Origin of the sequence: Flavobacterium psychrotrophum, assembly GCF_003403075.1 — a bacterium.
Taxonomy (GTDB): Bacteria; Bacteroidota; Bacteroidia; order Flavobacteriales; family Flavobacteriaceae; genus Flavobacterium; species Flavobacterium psychrotrophum.
Genome location: NZ_CP031557.1, coordinates 2,010,294 through 2,036,043, shown reverse-complemented (window position 1 = coordinate 2,036,043; position 25,750 = coordinate 2,010,294). Strand labels below are relative to the sequence as shown.

Genomic DNA, 25,750 nt, shown 5'->3' with positions numbered 1-25,750 from the left:
TTAATCATGAAGAAGCAATTAACCTAAAGCTTGGTAACGGCTAATATTTATTGTATTTATATAGGTACTGTGTCAGTAAATTATTTTCCAGCTTATGTTTGCGTTCTGTCACTCCTTAGAGCCAGGACTGATATTTTATGAGATAACGATCCTATTGCTTGCTATTTTAGGTATTGTAATTTCAGTATGTAATTTGTTACACTTCGTTAAAAAAGAGTAAGGCAAGCTAATACAGAATTCGCTCCGAGGGTTACGAAATAAAGTGGTATGGATAGATCATAACTTTTTATTCTTTAGGTTTATCAAGATAATATACTTGCCTGATCAGGCAATAACCGTTAGTTTTGCACCTATGGCAAAACTCATCAACCTCAAAATTTTCGCGCGTTTTTTTCACTCATCATCGGCCGGTGGAATCATCCTGCTTTTATGTGTGGCAGTATCACTCATAATAGCTAACACGGGCTGGGCGGAATCTTTTCAGGAGCTGCTGAACAACGAACTTGGTTTTGCCAATGACACGGTTGAATTGCGCTATCCGGTTTTACTGTGGGTCAATGACGGGCTTATGGCAATATTTTTCCTGCTTGTAGGGCTCGAAATAAAGAGGGAAATCATAGAGGGAGAGCTGTCGACGCTACGGCATGCTGCACTTCCTGTGCTGGCAGCCATTGGCGGGGTGGCACTACCAGCATTGATCTACGCACTATTTAATGCCGATACTTCAACTTCCAAGGGCTGGGGCATCCCCATGGCTACCGATATTGCGTTTGCCTTAGGGATACTTTCCCTTTTGGGAAGCAGGGTACCTTCCGGCCTGAAGATATTTTTGGCGGCACTGGCCATTGTGGACGACCTTATGGCTATTTTAGTTATCGCGGTATTCTATTCGTCCGACCTGCATTTTATATACCTGGGGTATGCAGCCGGTATCTTTGCCCTGCAAATTGCTTTTAACAGGCTGGGCTTCAAAAACCTGTTTTTTTATTTAGTGCCCGGTGCCTTAATGTGGTATTTTATCCACCATTCGGGTATCCATGCTACGATTGCCGGCGTGCTCACCGCACTTACCCTGCCCACCAATGAAGAAGATACCGATTCGCCACTTGAGAAGCTGGAGCATGCCTTAACACGCCCGGTAAATTTTTTCATTATGCCCCTGTTTGCCATTGCCAATACCAACATTACTTTTGAATCGGGGATGATCGAAGGGCTTGCCAGCAACCTTGGGCTGGGCATTGTGCTGGGGCTGTTTTTAGGAAAGCCCGCGGGTATCTTTATAATGTCGTGGCTATCGGTTAAATTAAGGATAGCGGACCTTCCTGAAGGAACTAACTGGATTCATGTTTTAGGGTTAGGCCTTTTGGGGGGCATTGGCTTTACCATGTCAATTTTTATAGCCCTATTATCATTTCAGAAACCCGAATACCAAAATGAAGCGAAGTTTGCCGTGCTGGTTGCTTCAATATTTGCCGGTATATCAGGATATGCTGTTTTAAGCCTGTACAATAGAAGGCAACAAAAGCAAAAACAAGATAAGAAAGCTATTGTTTTTTAAAAAGTTCCACATTCTTAACCGATAACCGCTCATTAAGCCAGTTCCTGAATTTTTCTTGGTCATCACCACTCAACGCTTTGGTAACATCATAGATTACAGCCGTGAGGGGAATAACACTATCTCTGGGAGTAACAAGGGTATTTTTGGTCACGGAAATGGAAGTAATCGTTGGAAATAATGCCCTGCTTTCTTTTAAAAGCTGTTTATTATCAAAGGTGTTCTTTGCCAGTTCCTTTTCAAGCTGCACGATCCTGACATCCTTAGCATTCATTTCATTTTCGCTACTTTTAATCTGGCTGAGGATATCGCCCTTAAGTGCATTAAAGCGGTCGGTGCTATCCTGCCGTATAACGAGTGACGTACCTCTTAGGTATTGGTTGTCGTTGATTTCTTCTTTAAGTTCTTTAATTTCTAAGCTATCAAACCTCTTGGATAGGAAGGCTAGTTCCAGCTTTTTGCCTTTAGGATTAAAATCCGTCTTTTTATAAACCACGGTATATCCTTTATCACTAAACTCCCTTTCGATAAAAAGGTCGGCATTTTTCTTGAACTGTTGTTCCCTATACAAAGAATACGCCAGGTAACCACTGGGAACGAGCATTGCCGTAATGAGAACAGGTATAATTATTTTCACCCTTTTTTGCTGTTTTTCATTTGCCTGTTTGATGGCGGGGTATTTGAGGTATTTGATTATAATGAATGTGGCGATCCCAATAAAGACGCAGTTGATGCAGTACAGGTAAAATGCGCCAAAGAAGAAGGACCAATGTGCTGTCGCTAGCCCGTATCCCGCGGTACATAGCGGCGGCATTAAAGCGGTAGCAATTGCCACACCCGGAATCGGATTTCCTTTTTCAGTACGTGTGACAGCGATAACCCCTACGACACCTCCAAAAAAAGCAATTAGGATATCATAAATATTGGGCGACGTGCGGGCAAGCAACTCTGACTGTACATCTTTAAAAGGGCTAAGGTAAAAGTAAAGCGTAGAAACGGACAGGCTTACTACCGTCGCATTAAGCAAATTTCGTAATGACCTTTTGAGCAGGGTAAAGTCATAAATGCCTAGGGCAAAGCCCGCACCCACGATTGGACCCATTAGGGGAGAAATTAGCATGGCCCCTATAATGACTGCCGTAGAATTTACGTTCAGCCCTACGGAGGCCACAATGATGGCACAGGCAAGAATCCAAAGATTAGCTCCCTTAAAATCAATATTTTTCTTAACGCTTTCTAATGTCTTTTGCCTGTCATCTTCGCCATCGCGCAGGTTCAGTATATCTGTAATTCTTTTCATTTAACCTGTGTTATAAGAAAGGCGGCCTTTAGGCCGCCTTTCGCTACTGTTGCAATACTAAGTTAAAAATAAATTACCAGTTAATCAACCTAATTTTATGATTATGCTAAAAACGGTCAGTAGCTACGCTGTAATTTGGGTCTTCGATAATGTTTTAGATCAATAAGTACAAAACATTTTAAGATGCGGTTGTAAAATACCAAGTCGATCCTAATGCTTATCATCGAAACTTAAACGGTCCTGCCTGGCGACAGATTTAAAGTACCCAATTCCAGGATAAAATGCTCCAACTTCTCAATCAGCTTTGACTCGAGTTCGCTTTCAGAATAGCTTGCTCGGTCAGGCAACCCGATAAATTCCAGGATATAACGATCTTGAAATAAGATCCTTTGGTTTTCTAACAATTGGCCTTCTATAGATGGCCTTAGAACCTCTGATCCGTCTCTTGTAAGCGAACGCCGGGTAAAAAGGGCACAATAATATTGCCTGTTTAATTCCATTAAGCTCCATTTTTTTTTACAGATTCTATTTCATAAAATCTTCTCTCAATATAATCATCACTCCACATTAGTTTCAAATAGTGAGACCAGCTTAATTGGAACACAACTGGAGCTTCCTGATATACCAAGTAAGTCTGGCGCATTTGCTCCAGGGTCCGTTGTATCATTTTGGGTATACGCCAACAGAGGTGCATCAGGTAAATATTCTGCGCTAAGTATCTAATTAGTATCGTCTTTAAAGCAAATTTATAGTCTGATAAATAACGCAAAAAAATTGCTCCCGTTTTAGAGAACGAGGAGCACTTTTAGAATAATAATAAACCTTTTATTATTTTTTGGCTGTGCTAACATTGATACCGATTTCGATATCTTTGCTTATCATCCACTCAGCAGGGTCTGCCTCAGAAGATCCAAATTTGATATCCCAATCGGTACGGTTAACCGTAAATTTAGCTTCAAGTGTCACGGTTCCGTTTGCTACCGTAACTTTTGCAGGGAATGTAACATTAAGTGCTTTACCTTTAAGGGTAAGGTTTCCGCTTATGGTTTTATTAGCGCCTGCTACTGCATCTTTCGCTGCTGCTCCATCTAAAGCGGTAACGCTGGTAATTTTAAAATCAGCCGTTGGGTTTTTCTCAACGTCAAAAAAGTCAGCGCTTTTTAAGTGGCCTTCTAATTCAGAATATTTTTTATCTTTTTCTGTTACCGAGGCTGGGTCTACTTTAAGAGATGTCATATCGATAACAAAGTCACCAGCTGTAAGCGCTTCACCTTCAACAGATACTTCGCCTGATTTTATAGCAAGGGTTCCCCAACGCGGAGCCATGCCCCCTTTATGAAATGCTTTCCAGTCTACCTTAGATGTTTCAAGGTTTACAGCAAGCACTTCGCCTGTTTTTTCGGCTACCTGCTGCTCTTCGGTTGTTTTAACTTCTTCAGATGATTTTCCACCACATGCCGTTAAAAATAAAGTAACAGCTGCCAGTGTAAGTACATTAAATTTTTTCATTTTTTACTGTGTTTAATTATTAATTGTTTTTTTACTATTTAACTTCCGAATTTAAGGAAAAATCCTTAATTCGATATGTTGTTATTATTTGAAAAAAAATTGCTATTTCTTTTTAATCGATAAACTTTTTCCATCTCCGCCCAAGTACACTACAAAAACCACTACATCGCTGGTTCCTAAGTTTGTGCCTTTATGATACAGGTTGAAGGATTCTGCAAAGCAGGTGCCCTCTTTAAATTCCATAATTTTGTGGTCTTCCATTTCTACAGTCAGTGTTCCCTGCATCACGTAGGAGAATACAGGAATATCGTGTTTGTGCCAGCCGGTTGTTTCTCCGGGGGGAAACGTGATTTTCATCATGCTTACCTTGGCATCTTTAAAATCGGGGTAGACAATCTTCTGGCCCATGCTGTTCTGGCCGGATTCCATCATTTTTTCGATCTTTAGTTTTCCACTGTATTGGTCTTGTGCTTTCATAACAAAGCTGGATAAAATTAAAAATGCCAGTGTCAGGATTTTTCTCATCATTAAATTATTTATCCGTTCGGAAGGACTTCTACATCTGGATTTACGAACGGTTGTTTATGGCAAAGTTCCTGCTTTATCAAGCTAACCGGAATAAACTATTTTAATATTTACCCTTAATGTAGTTTAAGGATGGATAATTAATACAGGGCGAGAGCAGGCTAATTTTTGTTAAGCCAGGTTATAACATCGGCAAGCATTTGCTGGTTTACCGTGTGGCCATCATCATACTGATGAAAATCAGGATTTAGGCCTTTGCTTTCCAGATAATCGACAGCCTCTGTAGCGAAAGGAAAGTGCAAAACCTGGTCCTGCTTACCGTGCGATACAAATATTTTTAATTTGGCCAGGCGTTTTTCATCGGCAACCAAAGGTTTAACCTCCGGTAATAGCCTTCCGCTCATTACGGCAATGCCTTTAATTTTCTCCGGTTCGGTAAGTGCCACGCTGTAGCTCATAATACCTCCCTGGCTAAAGCCCATCAGGTAGACCTGCTTCTCGTCAAAATCCAGGTCTTTTTTAAGGGTTTCTATAAAATCAAGTAGGGTTACCCTTGCGGCTTCTGCCTGTATTTCATTGATCTGTGGCCTGCCGCTCGAAAAATCGACCTGAAACCACGCAAAGCTATTAGCACCAAGGGTAAGTGGGCCGCGTGCTGAAACCACCAGATAGTTATCGGGCAATGCATCGGCAAATGAAAACAGGTTTTGCTCGTTGCCCCCAACCCCATGAAGTAAAAGTAATAGAGGAGGGTGCGTTGTCTTAACCTTGGGCTGCCTTACCAGGTAATGCAGCTTGGGTTGTGTTGGTGTACTATTCATAACTGTAAAACTAAAAGTTGAAACTAAAATAAGGATAACGATAATGCCCCTTACATATTTATTTTTGATCATGCCTTGTCTATTTTAACCGACAGCATATTGAGCGACCCCGCCACGATGCCATCATTAAACAACGTAGCCTTTTCGTCTTTTTCCTGTAATGCCAGTGTATATAGTAATGGAATATAATGTTCCGGGCTTGGTACGGCCAGTTTAAACTCACGGCCTTGCTTGTCGAAATTAATAAGCGACTGGTGGTCTTTATCCAGGATCATTTTTTTTATCTTTTCGTTGGCCGTGGTAGCCCAGTCAAAGGCGTATCCCGGAGTCATCATTTTATCCCAGGCAGCGAGCTGCAGGTTGTGTACCGAATTACCGCTGCCCACAATAAGTACGCCTTTGCGTCGTAGTGCCGCCAACTCTTTGCCAAGGGCATAATGGTAAGAGGCGGGCTGCGAGTAATCGATGCTCATTTCTACTACAGGGATATCTGCATTTGGGTATAAAAATTTAACTACCGTCCAGCAGCCATGGTCAAGGCCCCATGCGTCGCTCAATCCAACAGGAACCGATTTGATTAACTGCTGTGTTTCCATAGCAAGCTCCGGGCTGCCGGGGGCAGGGTATTGGTAATCAAAAAGCTGTTTTGGAAAGCCTCCAAAGTCATGTATGGTCTCCGGCTTTTTCATGGCAGTTACAAAAGTGCCTTTGGTTTCCCAGTGAGCCGATATACACAATATAGCGCGGGGCTTGGGCAAAGTTTTGGCAATTGCCTGAAACCCTTGGGTAAAATTGTTGTCGGCCAGGGCATTCATAGGGTTGCCGTGCCCCAAAAACAGGACAGGCATCCTTTCTGTTGGAGCAAAGGTGTCGGTTACTGATTTAAGAGTGCCCAGCTTTAATGCTGCAGCCCCTAAAGGTAAAATAGCCATAGTCTTTAGAAAATCTTTTCTGTCCATTGTAATTAATTATTTACCAATTCCCATTTGGTCCATAAACGATTTGTTATCCCAAAATAGATATTCTTCTATCATGGTACCATTTTCCCAAACGCCAATAGTTGCCATTTGTAATTTGTATTTTTTACCAGTAGGCTGTATAAATTTGCCATCGCCAATAGGCATTGGTTTTGTAAACGTTCCTTCCATATACCCCATTACAGCAGTAATGTTGCCTGAACCGATTTTAAAAGGGTGTTCCTTAATACGGGTATCCGGCGCATAAACGAACATAGCATCCAGTGTTTTAATGTGCTGTTCCAATCCAATTTCGGTATGGCCGTCAGGAAAGTGTACTTTAATGTTTTTGGCGTGGCTCTCATGCAGGCGTGTCCAGTCGCGGTTGCTAAAAACGGTAAAATCAAGCGTATCAAAAGTGGACAGGTGTTTTGCAACTTCGGCATTCGCTGCGGTAAGCTCTTTAATTTGTTTAACCAAGGCCGCTTTGTCATCTTTTTTTTGTGCAAAAGCGGTTGTAGTCAGGGCTGTAAATACAAGTACTGTAGCAGCTGCTTGTTTAAGGATTGAATGTATCATAATGTATCATTTTTTATTGATACAAAGTTGCAACATAACAGAAGGGTAACGGTAACGCTTTTCGGAAGAAAGATAGCGTTTTTAGGAAATCAGCTTCTGCATTTCCTCACGAAATTCGGTTGGAGTTACACCAGCTTTGCGTTTAAAGGCATGGGTAAAATAGGCTTTTTCGTTAAAGCCCAGCAGATAACCTATTTCGGCTACATTTTTATCAGTACTCATTAAAAGGTTTTTAGCTTCGGTAAGTTTTCGGATCTCGATAATTTCCGAAACGCTTTTTTGCAATATGGCCTGACAGATTAAATTTAGGTTGCGCGAAGACATAAAAAGCTTATCGGCGTAGAAATTTACGTCCTTCGGTTCTTTATAATGTTCTTCTAAAAGGTGCAGAAAATTTTTGAAAGTAGGCCCCTGTATCTTTTTAGATTCTTCGTCATCCAGGTTTAATTTTCTGCGTTCCGATTCTATTATCGTAAACAGGGCACTCAGCAATTGGCGAATGACAGCAAAATCGGGAGCAATTTGTTGGTATTCGTCATAAATGATGCCACATATCATATTCAGTTTTTCAGAGCAGCCATTGCCCTGCATACAAATATTGGCCTTGTCGTGAAAAGAGGCGTACAGGCTAAAAGTAGTATCTGCAATAAATTCGCTTTTAAACCGCAATACCCAGATATCGCATTGCCCATCTTTAGGAAGGGGGCGAACGCGATGGACCTTGCCCTGTGTTATAAAACTGATAAAAGGGGCATCCATAAGCCGCGACTTAAAATCGATAAAATGTTCCAGCTGTCCCTGCATCCCAATGATGAGTTCCTCAAAATTATGGGCATGGGGCTCATTGACCGACTGCATTATCTTTTCAGATTCTGCCGTAGTGATACGGAACATTTTAAAAATCTCTGTCATGGTATAAGCAACCCTTAATTAAAGAGGGTCTTTTTATAAAATTTAAATTTACAATTTATAGTAATACCCGTTAAAGGAAATTATAGAATTTTCTTTAGCGGGTGTTAGGAAAGAAATTACATGGTCATACCGCCATCTATGGCAATCGCCTGTCCGGTAATATGTTTGGCGCCTGCTATGAACAATACCGCTTCAGCGATATCTTCAGGCGTTTGGTCAACCCCTTGCGGTATAAGGTTTTGTTTGTTACGCTCCCAGGATTGCTCCTCGGTTTCGCCATCTAACTTCCATCGGTCGGCTACGCCACCTTCACCGCGCCACATTCCGGTACCTACAATACCCGGGCAAATAGCATTCACGGTAATGCCTGTAGCGGCTACTTCTTTCGCGATACTGTTGGTAAAACCAATCACAGCAAATTTAGAAGCCACATAGTGCGACAGGTGTGCCATACCCATTTTACCTGCGATTGAAGCGGTATTTATAATAGCACCTGCGCCTTTAGGTTTAAATATTTCAAGTTCGGCTTTGGTACATACAAATACGCCTTTGGCGTTTACGCCTAATACGCGATCCCATTCGTTGGTGTCGATTTCCTCGATACTGCCAATGCCTACAACACCAGCATTGTTTACACCAATATCCAGCGTACCAAAAGTTGCTACGGTCTTAGCCAGTGCCGCCTTAACCGATTCATAGTCTGTAACATCTACAGTAACAGCAAGTACCTCTGCGCCTTCCGCTTCTACAGCCTTTACGGTATTGTTTAAAAATTCTTCTTTAATATCTGCTACTACCACTTTTGCGCCCACTTTTGCAAATGCTACTGCTATGGCTTTACCCAAGCCGCCACCGGCGCCGGTTATAAATACCACTTTGTCTTTTAATTGTGCCATAATAAAATTTAATTTCAATAATGCGCTGTTAACCTGAACCAGTCTTTCTGATTATTGGTTCTTTAGCGTACAATAAAATTACGATATCGAATTCGAGGAGAACTTAATGTAGATTAAGAAACAATCTTAAAATATGTTAAGGATACTTCTTAAGATCGTTTATAGGTAAAGACAAGGGCAATAGTATAGGTTTGTCATCTAATTTTAAAAACACTAACAATGAAAAAATCTATTTTTTTATTTGCAGTAGCTGCTCTTTTTGCATCCTGCAACAATGATGACGACAATACTGCAACTGTACAACAGGAAAGTGATGCCGTAAAGAAGCTGGTAACGGTATCCTATCGGGATGCACTGGCATCATCCGATCCTGATAATATAACGGCTGTATTTACAACAGACGGTGTGGTTATGGGACCAGGCTCACCCACGGCAAATGGTACCGCGCAGTTGGACAGCGCCTACGAAGGTATTTTTAGTGCGGTTGCTTTAGAACTGAATTTTAAAGTAGACGAAATTATTGTCGGAAATAATTATGCTTTCGTTCGTTCAACATCTGCCGGTACTGTCACGGTAAATGCTTCAGGCACATCAGCACCGGAAGAGAACAGGGAAGTTTTTATTGCCAAGAAAGAAAATAACCAATGGAAGCTTGCGCGATACATTTATAATAAAATGGGTGTATTAAGCCAGGCAACTACTACGCAGGTTGTTCAAAATAACACAACTTCCTATAATGAACAGGATAGTGCGGCTATTAGTTCGCTGGTAACGAATACGTACGCTAACGCACTTAATGCCTCTGACGCTGCTGCAATATCAAATGTGTTTACTGCAGATGGTGTTTTAATGGCTCCCGATGCCCCAACAATGGAAGGTACTGCGGCAATTAAGGCAACGTATGAAAGCGTGTTTAGCTCGCTGGCATTACACCTTGCGTTCACTATAGATGAGGTTGTAATTGATGGAGAGTACGGTTATGTACGTTCTCATTCGGCCGGTACTGTAACTATTGCCGGACAGGAAGCGCCCGCTGCCTACCGCGAAATCTTCATCGTGAAAAAAGTAGACAACCAGTGGAAGCTGGCCTGGTATGAGTACAACCAGCCCAATTAAGGTGTTTACATATTCTTAATATAGGTTAAGTTTTACCCTTAAACCTGTTTAAGTATATTTCTTAAACAGGTTTATTGCATTAAGTAGATTTTACATCGCACTTTTGTAGTGTAACATGGCAGATAATCATTGGACTGTCTGCAAGTACTATTAATTTTAAAAGAAATAAGATGCCACACATTGTAGTAAAATTTTACCCGGGTACTCCTGAGGAAAACAAAGTAAAAATTGCAGAAGGGATTACAAAGTTAATTCAGGAACAAACCGGTAAACCGGAAGAATACATATCGGTAGCTATAGAAGAGGTCGACGAAGCGGTATGGATGGACGAAGTGTATAACAAAGAAATAAAGCCAAATTTCGAAAAGCTGTATAAAAAGCCAGGGTACTAAATAGGCCTGTCCTTATACTCAAATTTGGTGATGAACAATTAGATAAGAATGCTATGAGTTATCAGGAGGAAAAAGAAGCAATAAGCAATGTACTTGGGCGGTATGCCCAGGTACTCAATGCTGCCGAGTCAGCATTAATTCCGGAATTTTATTCCGAAGACGGTTTGTTTATACCCGACAGTATGAATGTGGTGTACAAACGCAGCGATCTAAAGGCCCTGGGCAATACCTATTTAAAGGAATCCGGCTTTAAAATCGAGTATGCTATACAAAATATCAATATCGACGAACGCTATGCTTTTGTCGAAGCTTTGGCAAAAACATCGAACAGGGGGGCTTTAAAACAAAATAACATTAATAAGACCAGTATTGACCTTTTTATACTGAAACGTACCGATGCTGGCTGGAAAATTTACCGTTACATTTTTAACAATGTAAAACAGGTTAGTTAACCTTAAAAAATCCAATTTATATGAAGGCAGCGGTATTAAGAAAGGCTGGCGGTGCTGAAAATTTTTCGATAGAAGAGCGTAGTATGCCAGTACCCAACGAAGGCGAGGTGCTGGTAAAGGTCAGGGCTTTCGGATTGAACCGGTCGGAGCTGATGACCCGCAAGGGGCTTTCTCCCAGTGTGGTTTTCCCAAGGGTATTGGGTATTGAATGTATAGGGCAGGTAGAGCAGGACCCCAGCGGATTTTTCGCCAGGGGCCAAAAAGTGGCTGCCTTTATGGGGGGCATGGGGCGTGATTTTGACGGCAGCTATGCAGAATACGCTTTGCTGCCTGTTCAGCTTCTAACGCCTTTTGACAGTACCTTGCCCTGGGAGGTCCTTGGCGCATTACCGGAAATGTTCCAGACTGCCTATGGCTCACTTCATAAAGCACTTAAGATTCAGGCAGGCGAAGTGCTGCTTATTCGGGGTGGTACATCTTCGGTGGGTTTGTTGGCCGCACAACTGGCTAAAGAAGCCGGGCTTAGAGTGATAGCCACCACCCGAAATGAAGCTAAAAGGGATCTACTGCTTGATAATGGTGCCGATGAGGTGCTGATCGACAATGGAAATCTTGCTGAGGTTATTAAAAACAACGATCACCTTAAAATTGATAAAGTACTCGAACTGGTCGGGACAGCTACCTTAAAAGACTCTCTGCATTGTACGGCTCAGGGCGGTGTTGTCTGCATGACGGGTATGCTTGCTGAAGAGTGGTCGATTGCAGATTTTGCCCCCATGGATTTTATTCCTGTAACGGTAAGCCTTACGGTTTACAATACCGGAGAAATCCGTATTGAAGGTAATTTTTTTCAGGAATTTATAAAGGATATAGAGGGAGGTGCCGTTAAACCGGCCATCAAGCAAACCTTTAGCCTGGATGAGATCGTCGAAGCCCACCGCTTCATGGAAACCAATTCCGGCGGAGGCAAGATTGTAATCATTACTTAAAGTATAATTTCACTAAAAATACCTGAATCACTTTTAAGGTTTCAATTTAAATATGTTTCAGGGTTTAAATTATAGAATCTATCCAGATTCAGTAAACTTCACGACGATAAAAGTCGTCTAAATAAAAATATATGGATTTACAGTTGAAAGGTAAAACGGCACTTGTTACAGGTTCTACGGGTGGTATAGGTTATGGTATTGCCCTTGGCTTACTTCGAGAAGGTACCACAGTGTATGTAAATGGCAGGTCCCGGGAATCTGTAAATACGGCTATAACTAAACTAAAGCAGGAAGTTCCCGGAGCATTAGTTGAGGGTTTTGTCGCCGATTTCGCAAAGGTAGAAGAGGTAAACCAACTGATTAGTGCACTGCGTGAGGTTGATATTTTAATTAACAACGTCGGGGTTTATGGCGACCAGCCGTTTGAAACTACCGGCGATGAAGTCTGGCTGCATGATTTTGAAGTAAATGTTCTTAGCGGCGTTCGCCTTTCACGCCATTATGCACCGCTAATGAAAGCTAAAAACTGGGGACGTATTATTTTTATATCAAGTGAGTCGGCCATTAATATACCGGAAGACATGATACTTTATGGCGTGACAAAAACGGCATATCTTGCTTTAAGCCGCGGGTTGGCAAAACATTTAAAAGGGACTAATGTAACGGTCAATGCGATTTTACCCGGCCCTACATTGGCAGAAGGCACCGCTAAAATGTTTGAGCAAATTGCTCGTGATAAAGGTATTAGCGTCGAACAGGCACAAATAGAATTTATTAAAGAGAAACGTCCGTCATCCATTATCCAGCGCTGGGCAGATACCCAGGAGGTTGCTAACATGGTAGTGTACATAGCCAGCCCCTTATCATCGGCTACTTCGGGTGCGGCGTTACGCGTAGATGGCGGTGTGGTGGATAGTGCTTTTTAAAAAAGGCAGGATATAATTTATAGTATTATAAGTTTAGTGAACGGCTTAAAATTCAATTTTTTATGATGCCGATAAATATTTTCAATATTGGGGCATGGGCTTTTTTAAGCTACCTAAGCCAATTATTGTTAATTTAAAAGATGTGGATGAAGCAAATGATGACACAAGCAGATAAATCGCTGCATATTAGTGCTATGGAGCGAGGGAATATAAAGGATCAGTTTAAGACCGATGTAAAAAAAGGCTTGGGCGATACCCCTAAAAAATTGCAGTCTAAATATTTTTATGACGCAATCGGCGATGGTCTTTTTCAGCAAATTATGACAATGCCGGAATATTACCTTACCCGTTGTGAACTTGATATATTTAAAAACAGGACAGTTGATTTAGCTACCCTTATTACTAATGCAGGTACAGCATTCGACCTTATCGAACTTGGCGCAGGAGATGCTACAAAATCGTCGTATCTTCTAAAACACCTTATTCGCCAAAATATCGAGTTTGCATATATGCCCATTGATATTTCGGGTAACATCCTGAATGTCTTAAATGAAAAACTTAAGGCTGATATACCGGGGTTACCTATAACTTGCCTGGAAGGTGATTACTTTACAATGCTTAAAAAGGCAACTAAAATATCAGGACGACGAAAGGTAGTTTTATTTTTGGGAGGGAACATTGGCAATATGGAACAAGAAGAGGCGCTTGCATTTTGCCTTGAACTTAGGGAGCACTTAAATCCTGGCGATATCGTAGTAATGGGTTTCGACCTTAAAAAGAACCCACAAACTATATTAGATGCATATAACGACAAGGCCGGAATAACCGCCGCATTTAACCTTAATATGCTTGCCCGTATAAACCGCGAGTTACAAGCTAACTTTAATATAGATAGTTTTAAGCACTACCAAAATTATGACCCACTTACCGGAGCTTGCCGTAGTTTCCTTATAAGCTGTGATGACCAGAAGGTTTCCATAGATGAAAAAATTATTTCTTTTGCTAAAGATGAATTTATTTATATGGAAGTGTCCCAAAAATTCTCCCAAGAGGATATTCAGGTACTTGCCAACGCCACAGGTTTTGAAATCACGTGCTCTGTTACTGATTCTAATGGGTGGTTTACAGACTCATTATGGGTTGCCCAATAATTTTATTCTATGGAAAGCAATTTGATAACAACCGATAGTAACAGTACACTTTTGCAGCTATTTAAAGAGGTGCGAAAGCATTCAGAGGATATTTGCAAACCGCTTGAAACAGAAGATTATGTAGTACAGCCCATTGCCGATGTGAGCCCGCCAAAATGGCACCTGGGGCATACCACCTGGTTTTTTGAAACATTTATCCTTAAGCCAAATTTTATAGGGTATAAAGCGTTTAATCCGCAATATAATTTTGTCTTCAACAGCTATTACGAGAGTGTTGGTGCACGGGTAATGCGCACCGACCGTGGCAACCTGAGCCGCCCTTCGGTTAATGATGTTTACCGGTACCGGGCTTACGTTGATGTCCAGATGGAATTGTTTTTACAAAGCAGCACGTTATCACAGGAACTCGCCGGGCTTTTAGAGCTTGGCCTTAACCATGAGCAACAGCACCAGGAGCTGCTGTATAGCGATATTAAATACATACTGGGGCATAACCCGCTTTTTCCGGCCTATAGTACCCACAATGTTTGTAGTGAAACTGCGCATGGCGATGTACACTTTATACGTGTCGACGCAGGTGTTTATGAAATAGGTTTTAAAGGCGATGGCTTTTGTTTTGACAATGAGATGGGCAGGCATAAGGTGTACCTGGATGCTTTTGAAATAGCGGACAGGCCTGTAACCAATGCTGAATACCTTTGGTTTATAGAGGACGGCGGATATACTGATTTCCGCTACTGGCACTCGGAAGGCTGGGACTGGGTAAAGAAAACAGGCGTGCAGGCACCGCTGTACTGGCACCAGGTCGATGGGAAGTGGATGCATTACACCCTAAATGGGCTATGTGAAATAGACCCCAATGCCGCCGTATGCCATGTCAATTTTTATGAAGCGTCCGCAATTGCAGCATGGAAAGGCCATCGATTACCGACCGAGGCAGAGTGGGAAGTAGGTTCAGTAAACCTTAAATGGGGAGAACGCTGGGAGTGGACGAACAGCGCTTACCTTCCCTATCCCGGTTTTAAAAAAGAAACAGGAGCCATAGGGGAGTATAATGGCAAGTTTATGGTTAGCCAAATGGTGTTGCGTGGGGCATCAGTAGCAACGGCGCACGGCCATAGCCGCACTACATACCGCAACTTTTTTCATCCCAGGCACCAATGGCAGTTTAGTGGTATCCGCCTCGTAAAATAATAGCTGTAATACATCTGTTTACGGATTGTATTATCCCTTCCTTTTCAAATTCTAATTACTGCGTTCAAGTATTTTGCTTAACCTAAATTAAGAGTATTTCTTAATTTAGGTTAAGGGTGTATGATGAATAATATCAGGAACTTTGAGAGAACGATACAGGTTATAAGTTATAAAATCATCGTACCTAAAAATAACCTGATCATCATTTATGGCAGTAGTACTAACTACAATGCCCGAAATAACAATCTAAAAAAAATATATTTTATGGAAATTACAGCAGCAATCGTAGGCGAAAAAGGCAGCGATTTTGAGCTTGGTAAAGTGCTTCTTGACGAGCCGGGCTCTGAAGAAGTATTGGTTAAAATAGTAGCAACCGGCATTTGCCATACCGATTTGGTAGCACGTGATTTTATCATGGGTTCGCCTAATTTTCCGGTAATACTGGGCCATGAAGGTGCGGGTATTATAGAAAAGATAGGGGAAGATGTGCACCACCTGAAGGTTGGGGACCACGTAGTACTTACCTATGGCTATTGTGGCGAATGCGAAATCTGCCGTAGCGGTACCCCGGCGTACTGTTATGAATTTTTCCAAAGGAATTTTTCCGGGGCGCGCGTAGACGGGTCGCACAGCCACCATGACCATGACCATAAACCCATTAATGACAATTTCTTTTCGCAATCGTCTTTCGCAACGTATTCCATTGCCCATAAAAATAACGTGATCGCTGTGCCTAAAGATGCGCCTTTGGAAATTTTAGGCCCTTTGGGCTGTGGTATACAAACAGGATCCGGAGCAATAATCAACACCCTGAAAGTTAAAGTGGGCAGCTCAGTGGTGATATCAGGTACGGGTGCTGTGGGCCTTTCTGCCGTTATGGCTGCTAAAGCTTCTTCGGCAACTACAATCATTGCGGTAGATATTAATGATGAACGCTTAGAATTTTCTAAGGAACTTGGTGCCACCCATACTATAAACAGCCTGAGAGAAAATGTGCAGGAACGCATCAGGGAAATACTTCCTAATGGGGTACAGTATGCGGTAGATACCACTGGAAGGAATGAAGTGATCAATAACGCGCTTGCCGTTTTGGCTCCCGTTGGTGAAATCGCGATAATTGGCGTTGCTACCAAACCGCTGGAACTTGAAACCAATATATTCCTTACCAAAGGCTTTAAAATTAAATTCGTAAACCAGGGCGACAGCGTGCCCCAGGAATTTATACCTAAGCTTATAAAAATGTACCAACACGGGCAGTTCCCTTTTGACAAGCTGATTAAAACCTATGCTTTTGAAGACATCAACCAGGCGGTTGAAGATTCTGAAAAAGGAAGGACCATTAAATCAGTACTTTTAATTGGAGACTACAAAGGTTAAAGTAATATTATAGTGCCGGGTAACCGGCACTTTTTTTTGTAATTTTTCGTAAAACTAAGTTGCTGTATAGATGCAACAACTATTAATATAAAAATATATGAGCAAAGTAATAGGTATCATGGCAGGGAGCCTGCGTAAAGAATCGTTTTCAAAAAAATTGAGCAACGCTGTAATAGCAATGGCGCCGGAGGGGTTTGAGTTTAAAGCAATCAGGTTGGACGACCTGCAGGTCTACAATCAGGATTTCGACGACAATAATGAAGTGCCGCAGGCCTATACCGCTTTTAGGGAAGAGGTAGGTCAGTTGGACGGATTTATTTTTATCACGCCGGAATACAACCGGTCGGTTCCTGCTGTTCTAAAAAATGCGCTCGATGTGGGTTCAAGGCCTTATGGTAAAAGTGTTTGGGATGGCAAACCGGGAGCTATTTTTAGCAATTCACCTGGTGCTGTGGGGGGTTTTGGTGCCAACCATCATTTAAGGCAAAGCTTAGTTTTCCTAAACATACCGGTAATGCAGCAGCCGGAAGTATACCTCGCCAAGGTGAATGAGCTCTTTGACGAAAGTGGAGCCATTAAAGAAGGCGGGACAAAAGACTTTATTAAAAAAGCAGTTGATGCTTATATCTCATGGTTTAACCAAAATGCTAAAAAATAAAAAGTTAAGATTTTTAGTGCTACCTCTAAATCTCTTATCCTTTTTTGTATCCAGTAGGGGACACGCCCGCATATTGTTTGAAGAAGCGGCTAAAATGGAACTGGTTTTCAAAGTGAAGCCTGGCGGCGATCTCTTTTACGGAAAGAATATTTTCATTAAGCAACACCTTGGTTTCAAGGACAACCATTTCGGTAATAAACTGGCGGGCTGTCTTGCCCGTTTTGCGTTTAAGCAGCTGGGTCAGGTATTTTTCATTGATGCCTAATTTTTCTGCATAAAAGGCTACTTCCCTATGACTAAGGTAATGCTGCGAGAGCAATTTTATAAATCGGTAAATAAGGCTGGCAGACAACACTTTATCTACCGGGATTTCATCGTAGTACTGCTTAACCTTTAACAGCACAGCCCTGAAAAGGTTACGTATCACTTCATCATCAGTGGGGGCATAAGGGTCGGTATTGAGCAGCGTATAGATTATTTGCGTCAACTGTAACAGCAGGGCATGGTCTGTTTTGGAAACTTTACTAAAAGAAGCCATCCCTTCTTTGAGAAAATTCGCTACGTTAAAGTATTTCCCGAGTATCCCTGCCTCAGCCAGAAACTCCGTGGTAAAGAGTAAAGAAATAAAATGTACATCGTTGCCTTCCCATAGCATCTCGCGGATAGCATTAGGAGGAATGATCAGTACTTCCTTTGCAGCCAGTTCGTATTCAAAGAAATTGACCTTAATTTTCATGCTGCCTTTAATGATAAGGATCACCGAAAAGTGGCCGGATCGAAAAGGCCGGTTCTGTATGAAATCGCTATTGTGCTGCTTTGAATCGTATACCAGTAAATCCGGTTGCCTGTGTTGTAGACCTATATCCTGCCTAATGGCGGGAATATCTATATTTCTATAGGTGTTTTCTACAGGCCTGTCCATTAGAAGTATCGAATCGGGTAGTGTCCTTTTCATATTCATTGTTTTGCATATCAGCATGATGTTGATTCACGCGGTATTTTCTTTATTCCTTCCTTTAAAAAAAGAACGATGATGGTAAAGTTATGCTTTTTAGTTAAATAATTACTTTTAGATATATCATTGTTTCTTTTAGCTATTGCTCCGCGCAGGTTATAGGGGGAACTTTGCCATAGAAAACTTTGATGATGCAGGTAGGTTCTTTTGCTAAACAAGCGATACTTTATTTATTTCTTTTACAGGGCGGCATGGCACTGGCCCAACAGGATTCACTCAAAATCTCGTTGGACGACCTGTTTAAAATGGCCAATATGGGTACTAATCAAATTAAGTTAAGCAATGCACTTTTTGAACGGTCTGAAGAAGTTATACACGATAAGAAAAACGACCGCCTCCCTACAGCAGGTGTTAATGGGTCTGTAGGCTATCTTACTAATGTAGGTGTTATTGGGCTGGGCACCATGGCATCCGGCTTTTATGATATGCCTCATTTTTCAAATTCATACGCACTTCAGGCAGGATGGGTTATTTATGCCGGTGGAAAAGTTGCTACCGCTATAGACATTGCTAAAATTGAAAACCGTATTGCAGGCTTGGATTTGGCAAAAGACAGTCAGGGTATAAGGCTCCTGTTAGCGGGATATTACCTCGACCTTTATAAAGGTTACAGCCAGGAAAAAGTATTTGAGCAGAATATCGCTTTGGGCCGTGACCTTTTAACGAAAATAAATAACCGCTACCAGGCGGGGGCTGCCTTAAAGAGCGACCAGGTGCGGAATGAATTGCTGGTTTCTACTTACGAACTGGCACTATCTAAACTAAAGGACCGTATTGCTATAACCAATTACAACATCGCGAGCCTGCTGGGGTTGCCTGAAAGCACTATAATAATTCCTAAAGCTATAGAAATACCCGATGCTGCAAAGGATTATTCAGTAAATGATAATAGTAGTAAACTTTCTAACATAGCGTTAGCTGCTAATCCTGATTATCAAAAATCGATCCTGCGTGTTAGCCTTGCAGAGAAAAAGCAAAAACAGGTAAAATCATCTGACTATCCTCAAATAGAGCTATTTGCCAATGCTACTTTTGCCCGGCCTTATACGTTTGATATACCGGCAAAGGATATTTATGCCTACAACAACGCCATAGGATTAAGGATCAACTATTCCCTTAGCAACCTGTACCAGAATGGCAGGAAAAAAGATATAGCAGGAAAGGATGTAGCCATAGCAACGCTTAATGAACAACTGGCTAAGGAATCGTTAAGCCGGGAAGTTAATAGTGGTTTTATAAACCTGAGGCAGTCCTTTAACCAACTTACTACATTGTACAAGCAACAGGAACTGGCCCGGGAAAACTATAAAAGGATTGCCGACAGTTACCTTGAACAGCTAACGCTCAACACAGAGGTTACCGATGCCACCAACCAGAGGCTGGAGGCCGACCTTAGGGTAACTGATGCACAGGCGGAGATACTGTTTAATTATTTTCAGTTGTTAAAAAGCTTAGGACAACTTTAATCTTATTTTATGAAGAACCATCAAAGACCGGCAAAGAACAATACTACGATGTATTTTCGCCTTTTTATAGGTTTGTGTGCTGTAATTGTACTACTGCTAACAGGCTATTATTTCCTGAATTTTGACCAGGGGCGCTATACCGATGATGCCCAGGTGCAGCAACTGTTAACACCGGTTAATGCCCGTGTAGGGGGCTACATAAAAAGCGTTCAGTTTAAAGAATTTCAGTGGGTAAAAAAAGGCGATACGCTGGTGGTAATTGACGATACCGACTACAGGGCGCAAAAGGAACTGGCTGAAGCGGCACTGATGGATGCCGAGGCGGGAAAAAAAGTAACGGTATCCGGTGTTACTACCCTCGAAAACGGGGTAGCAATATCCGCTGCGCGTATTGCGGAAGTGAAAGCGAAATTATGGAATGCCGAGAAGAACTTTAAGCGGTATGCTACATTACTGGAAAAAGAATCGGTAACGCAGCAGCAGTTCGACCAGGTGAAAAGCGATTACGAAGGGATGAAAGCCCAGGTGGAGACCTTAGAAAGGGCGCGTGTAGGCAGCAGCCTGACCGTGCAGGAAGGCAATGGCAGGGTTTTAGTGAATAATGCTGCCCTTAAGAGGGCACAGGCGCAACTCAATATTGCGAGCATTAACCTGCGCTATACCGTTATTACAGCGCCCTGCAACGGCTATATGGGCAGAAAAACCATTACTGAGGGGCAATTGGTGCAGGCCGGTCAGCAATTAAATACGATAATCGATAATGAGAATAAATGGATCACGGCTAACTTTAAAGAAAAGCAGCTGTCCGGAATCAAGATAGGGCAGAAGGTTAGGATTATAGTAGACGGTATACCCGACACTACCGTGTGGGGAAGGGTGGGGGCGTTTGCCTCGGCTACAGGTGCCGTGTATTCGATGGTTCCTGTTGACAATGCTACGGGCAATTTTGTAAAGATACAACAACGCATACCGGTACGTATCGAAATAGACAGCACTACCAGCCGTGCTGTATTGGCACAACTAAGGGCAGGTATGAACGCGGTAGTAACGGTAGAAGACTGATTATGAACACCGTTCCTAAACATACAATAGCTGCTTTTCATAGCTTTATTCCCCGGATGGCGCGGATAAGCTTATTTGTGCTGTTTGCCCTGATATTTCAATTTTCTAATACTGTGTATCTTAACCTCACGGGTACACTTACCGGTGCCAGCCAAATGCTGAAAGAAGACCTGACCTTTTTCTTCCAGATGACTATGGTAGGGCTTTGCCTTGTTTATCCGTTACTTTTTCGGTTTAAATTGCGGTTTACTTCACGCCAAACTATTACCACGTGCGCCATTATTGTGGCTGCCATGATGGCTATCGCAATGTATTCCGATTCTGTTGTTGTACTTGCTACAGCATCATTTATACTGGGCGCCGCTAAGATGGTGGGTACTTTTGAAACACTGGTATCTATCCAGCTTATTATTACCCCTAAAAAAGACTACGGTGTATTTTTTAGTGTTGCTTTATGCCTGGTGCTGCTCAGCGGGCAGATATCTGGTATCTGGGCTGTACAACTTAATTACACGTACGACTGGAAAGCTATATACCGTATTTTACTGGCCGCGCATGCTATAATGATACTACTTGCACAACTTGTATTACATAATGTACGGGTTACCAAAAAGCTTCCCCTGTATGGCATCGACTGGTTAGGGCTTGTGTTATGGAGCCTGTTGTTTACCGCTCTAACCTATATATTCAGCTACGGCCAGTTAATGGACTGGCTACACAGTGGGGAAATAAGGATCGCTGTTTTCCTTTCCTTAGTTTTTGCAGCCCTTACCCTGTTTTGGATGTTTCGTGCCGGGCGGCCCTATATTCATTCTTTTATATTTACAATAAAAAGTGTCAATACGGCAATTTTCATCATCCTGATCATGCAGCCTTTTTTATCGGCGAGTGGTAGTGTAATGGGGCCTTATACCATGGGCGCTTTAAAACTCGATGATCTTAACAACGCTGCCCTAAACTGGTATATAGCAGCAGGTATCGCCGCGGGAAGCATGCTTAGCTATTGCTGGTTCCGGTGGTACAACGGCCCATACAAACTATTTTTTGTAATTGCCTTTATTAGCCTTACCCTGTACTACGTCCTTTTATATTTTTCGTTGGGGATGTTGGCAGATTCCTCCATCATTGCCCTGCCTTATTTTTTACGGGGCTTTGGCAGTATACTTTTGTTTGCTGGCACAGGAAAATACATAACACGCGATGCTGGCCCGGCTATCTTTACCCAGGTGCTCTGTTACCTGGCTATGGCGCGCAATGCATTGGGAAGCCTTATACCGGCCTCTCTTTTAGCCTATGCGCAATCTGTACGCACCCTGGACTTCCATACAAGGCTGGCAGGGAATACGGGTACTTATAGCCCTTTAGTTTCAGACTTTTATTCCGCAGCGTATAACAGGGCAACACGCGGCGGGGGCACTGCGGCAGAGGGTTCTATAATGGCTTCAAAAGGGCTTTATGCTAAGGTAAACCAGCAGGCCGTGTTTTTAGCAGGCCGCGAGATTTTCGAGATTATGGCGATGGCCGGACTGGTCATAATACTGCTGCTCCTGCTTTGGCATTTTTCGGCGCCTGTAACACGAAAAATACCTTCATGGAGGGCGATTCGCTCGGTAACCCGATAATATTGGCCAATCAGCATTGCTGTTATAACTGGTGCTGGACTAACTAACAGGTATGCTTTTGCTTCTTTTAGGCATTGTGATAACCAAACCAAAAAATAATATTTGTCCTTTTAAATTGAGAAACAGATGTCCGTAACTGCAGAACATAAGAATACTAAGGTTACCGTTCAGGTAATGCGAAAAATGAAGGCAGCAGGAGAAAAGATCAGTATGCTAACGGCATACGATTTTACCATGGCAGGCCTTTTGGACCAGGCGGGTGTAGATGCTATACTTGTAGGTGATTCTGCCGGGAACGTCATGGCGGGTTACGATACCACACTTCCCGTTACCCTGGAGCAGATCATCTACCATGGGGCTTCGGTGCGCCGCGGCGTAAAACGTGCTTTGCTGGTGGTAGATATGCCCTTTGGCACGTGCTGCGGAAATCCTTATGAATCACTCAGTAATGCTGTGGCCATCATGAAAGGAACAGGGGCGGAAGCCCTGAAGATCGAAGGGGGGGAGGAACTGTTGCAGGATATAAAAAAAATAATTGCCGCCGGAATACCCGTTATGGGGCATTTAGGGCTGATGCCGCAGTCGGTACACCAGTACGGTGGCTTTGGGCTGCGCGCTAAATCGGATACGGAGGCCGAAAAACTGAAGCGTGATGCATTATTACTGCAGGAAGCGGGATGTTTTGCGATTACCCTGGAAAAAGTACCCGCTTCCCTGGCGGGTGAAATAGCGGCATCATTGTCCATACCCATTATTGGAATCGGGGCAGGAGGCAGGGTCGACGGCCAGGTGTTGGTGGTGCAGGACATGCTGGGGATGAACCGGGACTTTAGCCCTAAATTTGTGAGAAAGTACGCTGACCTGTCTTTTGCAATTACCCAAGCGGTATCCGGTTATATCAGCGATGTGAAAAGCCTGGAATTCCCTTCGGCGGAGGAATCATACTGAGCCCTTTTTATTGCAGCCGATAATTCTTATATTTACTACTTATATACTATTTATGGATACCATTAATACATCAACGGCCACCGCCACGCCTACCGAGCAATTGATCCGTTTCTTCAACCGGTTTTTTGCCCTTGATGAGAAGGAATGTGAAGAGGTAATCCGATTGTTCTCGCAACGAAACATCCGGCGCAAGGGTTATCTATTGCAGGAGGGTGATGTATGCCGCCACTATTATTTTATCGTATCCGGCTGTTTTAAAATGTTTGCCGTAGATCCATCGGGGAAGGAGCACAACCTTCAATTTTCGGCTGAAAATGACTGGATCAGTGACCTGCACAGCTTTTACTCGGAGGAGCCGAGCCGTTTGTATATCGAAGCGCTCGAACCTTCTGTCGTACTTCAGATACAGCATGAAGACCTGTTATACCTTTTTATCAATTACCACAAATTCGACCGCAATTTCAGGATTATAACGGAGCGAAAGTATATTAACTTTCAAAACCGCATCCTGCAAAATATCAGTTCAACTGCCGAGGAACGCTACCTTAGCTTTGTAAAGCAATATCCCGGGCTGGTCAATAGGGTGCCCAATACACAGATCGCTTCCTATCTTGGTATAACACCTGAGTTTTTAAGCAAGATCCGGAAAAAGATCGTGACCGTACAGTAATCTTTAAGTAACAACATTCTATATTTTAATTATCAGGGCGCTATTAAAATGCCGTCAAACATTATTTAATAAACCTCCATCTAACGGAATATTGGCTCCTGTCAGGTAGGCAGCATATTCAGATGCTAAAAAGGCAACGAGATGACCATATTCTTCAGGTTTGCCTAATCGTTTCATGGGAACATGCGCTTCCCTTTTCTTACGTATTTCTTCGGTAGTAAGTATACCTAAAGAAGCTTCTTCATTAATTAGATGGCTTATTCTCTCAGTATCAAAATAGCCGGTTAATATAGTATTAACGGTAATATTATATGACGCCACTTCTTTTGACAGTGTTTTGGCCCAGGCTGCGGTAGCAGAACGAATGGTGTTAGAAAGCACAAGGCTGGCGCTTGGTTCTTTTATGGTAATGGAAGAAACGTTTATGATGCGGCCCTGTTTTTTTGCGATCATGTGCGGTAAAACCAATGTTGTAGTTTCGCATACGGTTTTAAATAACAGGTCGAACGCCGTCTGGTAGGAAGCCATATCCATGTTTAAGGCTGTTCCGGGTTTGGGCCCATTCGTGTTATTAATAAGTATATCAATAGGATTTCGTTGTACAAATTCTGAAATCCTCTGGCGGTATTTTTCATATTCTAAAAAATCCACGACCAGATAGCTATGGGATTGTTCGTTGTGTACAGCAGGTAAAAGTTCGACAGCTTTTTTAAGTTTTGCTTCGTTACGCGCCATCAGGGTAACATTGGCACCACATTCTGCCAATACTGTTGCAACTCCATATCCAATTCCTCCTGTACTGGCACCCACCAGTGCATTTTTTCCTATCAGTTGTATTTTCATGGTAATTATTATAATGTTTATAGGTTAACAAGTAGTACTGGCAATGTAGCTGTTAAGCTTGTAATAGTACCTAACTGATAAATATAAAGGTAAGATATTAAAAGATTTTTTTTTGCATTAGCACCTACTCGTTGCGAATAATAAGATCCTTAAAATAACCCTCGGTACCTATATCAACAAATAGGCCTATTCCTCCTTTTGCACCTTCGCCAAGCTTTAGGTCACTGACGATCAAAGAGGGTTCTTTGCGGCCATCTAAATACAGTTTAGCCTGCCGCCCTTTAACGATAATTTTTATGGAAATCCATTTGTTGAGTTCCATGTCCTCATAAGATTCATAAACGCCCGGTGCGGTTTTCCGACTGTCGGTAAATTTGAAATCCGGATAGGCAAAATATTGTGTAGAACGGTTTCTTCTAAGCTGGTCGTCCGACATTGCGTTTGCAGGTCGCAGGTAAATAGCCTCGAATTTTGAATTGTCTTTATTAATATGGAAGGCAATGCCAATAAAGCCCCGTGCATGTTCAGGGGCAGTAATCAGTAGTTTGCTCAGTATCTTAACCTCAATGACACCCTCACTAAATTCAATGCCTTTCACCCTGGCATAGGTTGCTTCATCATCCAGGAGGATGTTGGAATCTTTGACAACACGTATTGCCGTAACTCCTTCTATAGTACCTTCGGAAACGTAGCTGCCTACAGGCTCCAGGTCTTTCTCTGTAAGCAGTATTTTCTGGGCAAAAAGGGCCGGGCTAAAAAGTACAAGCAGCAGGGGATACTTATAAAGGTTCATCATCATAAAAGTTAGATTTGTAT

The 25,750-nt window shown here is 42.4% G+C and carries 26 protein-coding genes; 15 read left to right on the top strand and 11 right to left on the bottom strand.

Translation table 11 applies throughout. The annotated features are described in order from the left end of the window. Nucleotides 1-352 precede the first annotated feature (352 nt). Entirely contained in the window at nt 353-1,558 is a 1,206-nt protein-coding gene (gene nhaA, locus DYH63_RS08850; protein ID WP_116788466.1) for a Na+/H+ antiporter NhaA, read from the top strand. Here the strand turns inward: nhaA and DYH63_RS08845 are convergent. The 8 genes from DYH63_RS08845 to DYH63_RS08805 form a co-directional block, all read right to left on the bottom strand. Beyond that, complete coding sequence (locus DYH63_RS08845) at nt 1,545-2,855, bottom strand: DUF389 domain-containing protein (protein ID WP_116788465.1); 1,311 nt, start codon at nt 2,853-2,855, stop codon at nt 1,545-1,547. The two genes, nhaA and DYH63_RS08845, sit on opposite strands and share 14 nt — an antisense overlap. Before the next feature lie 828 nt (nt 2,856-3,683). Continuing rightward, nucleotides 3,684-4,364 carry a YceI family protein gene (locus DYH63_RS08835; RefSeq protein WP_116788464.1) on the bottom strand — a complete coding sequence of 227 codons (681 nt, stop codon included), beginning with the start codon at nt 4,362-4,364 and terminating at the stop codon, nt 3,684-3,686. A 102-nt stretch (nt 4,365-4,466) separates the two neighbouring features. Further along, nucleotides 4,467-4,841: a cupin domain-containing protein gene (locus DYH63_RS08830; protein WP_116788463.1), complete on the bottom strand. Its 375-nt coding sequence runs from the start codon at nt 4,839-4,841 to the stop codon at nt 4,467-4,469. A 209-nt stretch (nt 4,842-5,050) separates the two neighbouring features. Beyond that, on the bottom strand, nt 5,051-5,782 hold the full coding sequence (locus DYH63_RS08825) for an alpha/beta hydrolase (protein ID WP_205528296.1): 732 nt from the start codon (nt 5,780-5,782) through the stop codon (nt 5,051-5,053). Further along, entirely contained in the window at nt 5,779-6,669 is an 891-nt protein-coding gene (ygiD, locus tag DYH63_RS08820) for a 4,5-DOPA-extradiol-dioxygenase (RefSeq protein ID WP_116788461.1), read from the bottom strand. The genes DYH63_RS08825 and ygiD overlap by 4 nt, the downstream gene beginning before the upstream one ends. A gap of 9 nt (nt 6,670-6,678) precedes the next feature. Continuing rightward, the gene (locus DYH63_RS08815) at nt 6,679-7,245 is read right to left on the bottom strand and encodes an ester cyclase (RefSeq protein WP_116788460.1); all 567 of its coding nucleotides are present in this window, start codon (nt 7,243-7,245) and stop codon (nt 6,679-6,681) included. A gap of 81 nt (nt 7,246-7,326) precedes the next feature. Then, a complete protein-coding gene (locus DYH63_RS08810; protein WP_116788459.1) occupies nt 7,327-8,157 on the bottom strand; it encodes an AraC family transcriptional regulator in 831 nt (276 codons plus the stop codon). Between the two features lie 116 nt (nt 8,158-8,273). Next, nucleotides 8,274-9,053: an SDR family NAD(P)-dependent oxidoreductase gene (locus DYH63_RS08805; RefSeq protein WP_116788458.1), complete on the bottom strand. Its 780-nt coding sequence runs from the start codon at nt 9,051-9,053 to the stop codon at nt 8,274-8,276. 219 nt (nt 9,054-9,272) lie between these two features. Between DYH63_RS08805 and DYH63_RS08800 the strand changes: the two genes are divergently transcribed. From DYH63_RS08800 to DYH63_RS08760, 9 genes are all read left to right on the top strand, one after another. Next, nucleotides 9,273-10,169 carry a YybH family protein gene (locus DYH63_RS08800; protein WP_116788457.1) on the top strand — a complete coding sequence of 299 codons (897 nt, stop codon included), beginning with the start codon at nt 9,273-9,275 and terminating at the stop codon, nt 10,167-10,169. A gap of 170 nt (nt 10,170-10,339) precedes the next feature. After that, nucleotides 10,340-10,561 (top strand): tautomerase family protein, encoded by a 222-nt coding sequence (locus tag DYH63_RS08795; protein WP_116788456.1) that lies wholly within the window; start codon nt 10,340-10,342, stop codon nt 10,559-10,561. 53 nt (nt 10,562-10,614) lie between these two features. Continuing rightward, nucleotides 10,615-11,013, top strand: a complete 399-nt coding sequence (locus DYH63_RS08790; protein WP_116788455.1) for a Cif family virulence factor — start codon at nt 10,615-10,617, stop codon at nt 11,011-11,013. Nucleotides 11,014-11,033: 20 nt separating this feature from the next. Then, a complete protein-coding gene (locus tag DYH63_RS08785) occupies nt 11,034-12,002 on the top strand; it encodes a zinc-binding alcohol dehydrogenase family protein (RefSeq protein ID WP_116788454.1) in 969 nt (322 codons plus the stop codon). Between the two features lie 131 nt (nt 12,003-12,133). Next, nucleotides 12,134-12,928: an SDR family NAD(P)-dependent oxidoreductase gene (locus DYH63_RS08780; protein ID WP_116788453.1), complete on the top strand. Its 795-nt coding sequence runs from the start codon at nt 12,134-12,136 to the stop codon at nt 12,926-12,928. A 155-nt stretch (nt 12,929-13,083) separates the two neighbouring features. Further along, nucleotides 13,084-14,079 (top strand): L-histidine N(alpha)-methyltransferase, encoded by a 996-nt coding sequence (gene egtD, locus DYH63_RS08775; RefSeq protein WP_240409083.1) that lies wholly within the window; start codon nt 13,084-13,086, stop codon nt 14,077-14,079. Between the two features lie 9 nt (nt 14,080-14,088). Further along, nucleotides 14,089-15,273 carry an ergothioneine biosynthesis protein EgtB gene (gene egtB, locus DYH63_RS08770; protein ID WP_116788452.1) on the top strand — a complete coding sequence of 395 codons (1,185 nt, stop codon included), beginning with the start codon at nt 14,089-14,091 and terminating at the stop codon, nt 15,271-15,273. Between the two features lie 120 nt (nt 15,274-15,393). Beyond that, entirely contained in the window at nt 15,394-16,650 is a 1,257-nt protein-coding gene (locus DYH63_RS08765; protein WP_205528295.1) for an NAD(P)-dependent alcohol dehydrogenase, read from the top strand. Between the two features lie 97 nt (nt 16,651-16,747). After that, complete coding sequence (locus DYH63_RS08760) at nt 16,748-17,308, top strand: NADPH-dependent FMN reductase (protein WP_116788451.1); 561 nt, start codon at nt 16,748-16,750, stop codon at nt 17,306-17,308. A gap of 34 nt (nt 17,309-17,342) precedes the next feature. On the opposite strand, the gene DYH63_RS08755 is transcribed toward DYH63_RS08760, so the two are convergent. After that, a complete protein-coding gene (locus DYH63_RS08755; RefSeq protein ID WP_162926969.1) occupies nt 17,343-18,263 on the bottom strand; it encodes an AraC family transcriptional regulator in 921 nt (306 codons plus the stop codon). Between the two features lie 188 nt (nt 18,264-18,451). Between DYH63_RS08755 and DYH63_RS08750 the strand changes: the two genes are divergently transcribed. The 5 genes from DYH63_RS08750 to DYH63_RS08730 all read left to right on the top strand — a co-directional run bounded on the left by DYH63_RS08750 (nt 18,452) and on the right by DYH63_RS08730 (nt 24,091). Next, the gene (locus DYH63_RS08750; protein ID WP_116788449.1) at nt 18,452-19,789 is read left to right on the top strand and encodes a TolC family protein; all 1,338 of its coding nucleotides are present in this window, start codon (nt 18,452-18,454) and stop codon (nt 19,787-19,789) included. Between the two features lie 9 nt (nt 19,790-19,798). Continuing rightward, complete coding sequence (locus DYH63_RS08745) at nt 19,799-20,851, top strand: HlyD family secretion protein (RefSeq protein ID WP_116788448.1); 1,053 nt, start codon at nt 19,799-19,801, stop codon at nt 20,849-20,851. 2 nt (nt 20,852-20,853) lie between these two features. Further along, nucleotides 20,854-22,473, top strand: a complete 1,620-nt coding sequence (locus DYH63_RS08740; RefSeq protein WP_162926968.1) for a hypothetical protein — start codon at nt 20,854-20,856, stop codon at nt 22,471-22,473. A gap of 126 nt (nt 22,474-22,599) precedes the next feature. Then, nucleotides 22,600-23,421 carry a 3-methyl-2-oxobutanoate hydroxymethyltransferase gene (gene panB / locus DYH63_RS08735; protein WP_116788446.1) on the top strand — a complete coding sequence of 274 codons (822 nt, stop codon included), beginning with the start codon at nt 22,600-22,602 and terminating at the stop codon, nt 23,419-23,421. Nucleotides 23,422-23,473: 52 nt separating this feature from the next. Continuing rightward, complete coding sequence (locus DYH63_RS08730; RefSeq protein ID WP_116788445.1) at nt 23,474-24,091, top strand: Crp/Fnr family transcriptional regulator; 618 nt, start codon at nt 23,474-23,476, stop codon at nt 24,089-24,091. 54 nt (nt 24,092-24,145) lie between these two features. Here DYH63_RS08730 and DYH63_RS08725 read toward each other — a convergent pair whose 3' ends face one another. Next, complete coding sequence (locus DYH63_RS08725) at nt 24,146-24,934, bottom strand: SDR family oxidoreductase (protein ID WP_116788444.1); 789 nt, start codon at nt 24,932-24,934, stop codon at nt 24,146-24,148. Between the two features lie 124 nt (nt 24,935-25,058). Beyond that, complete coding sequence (locus DYH63_RS08720; RefSeq protein WP_205528294.1) at nt 25,059-25,733, bottom strand: hypothetical protein; 675 nt, start codon at nt 25,731-25,733, stop codon at nt 25,059-25,061. Nucleotides 25,734-25,750 lie beyond the last annotated feature (17 nt).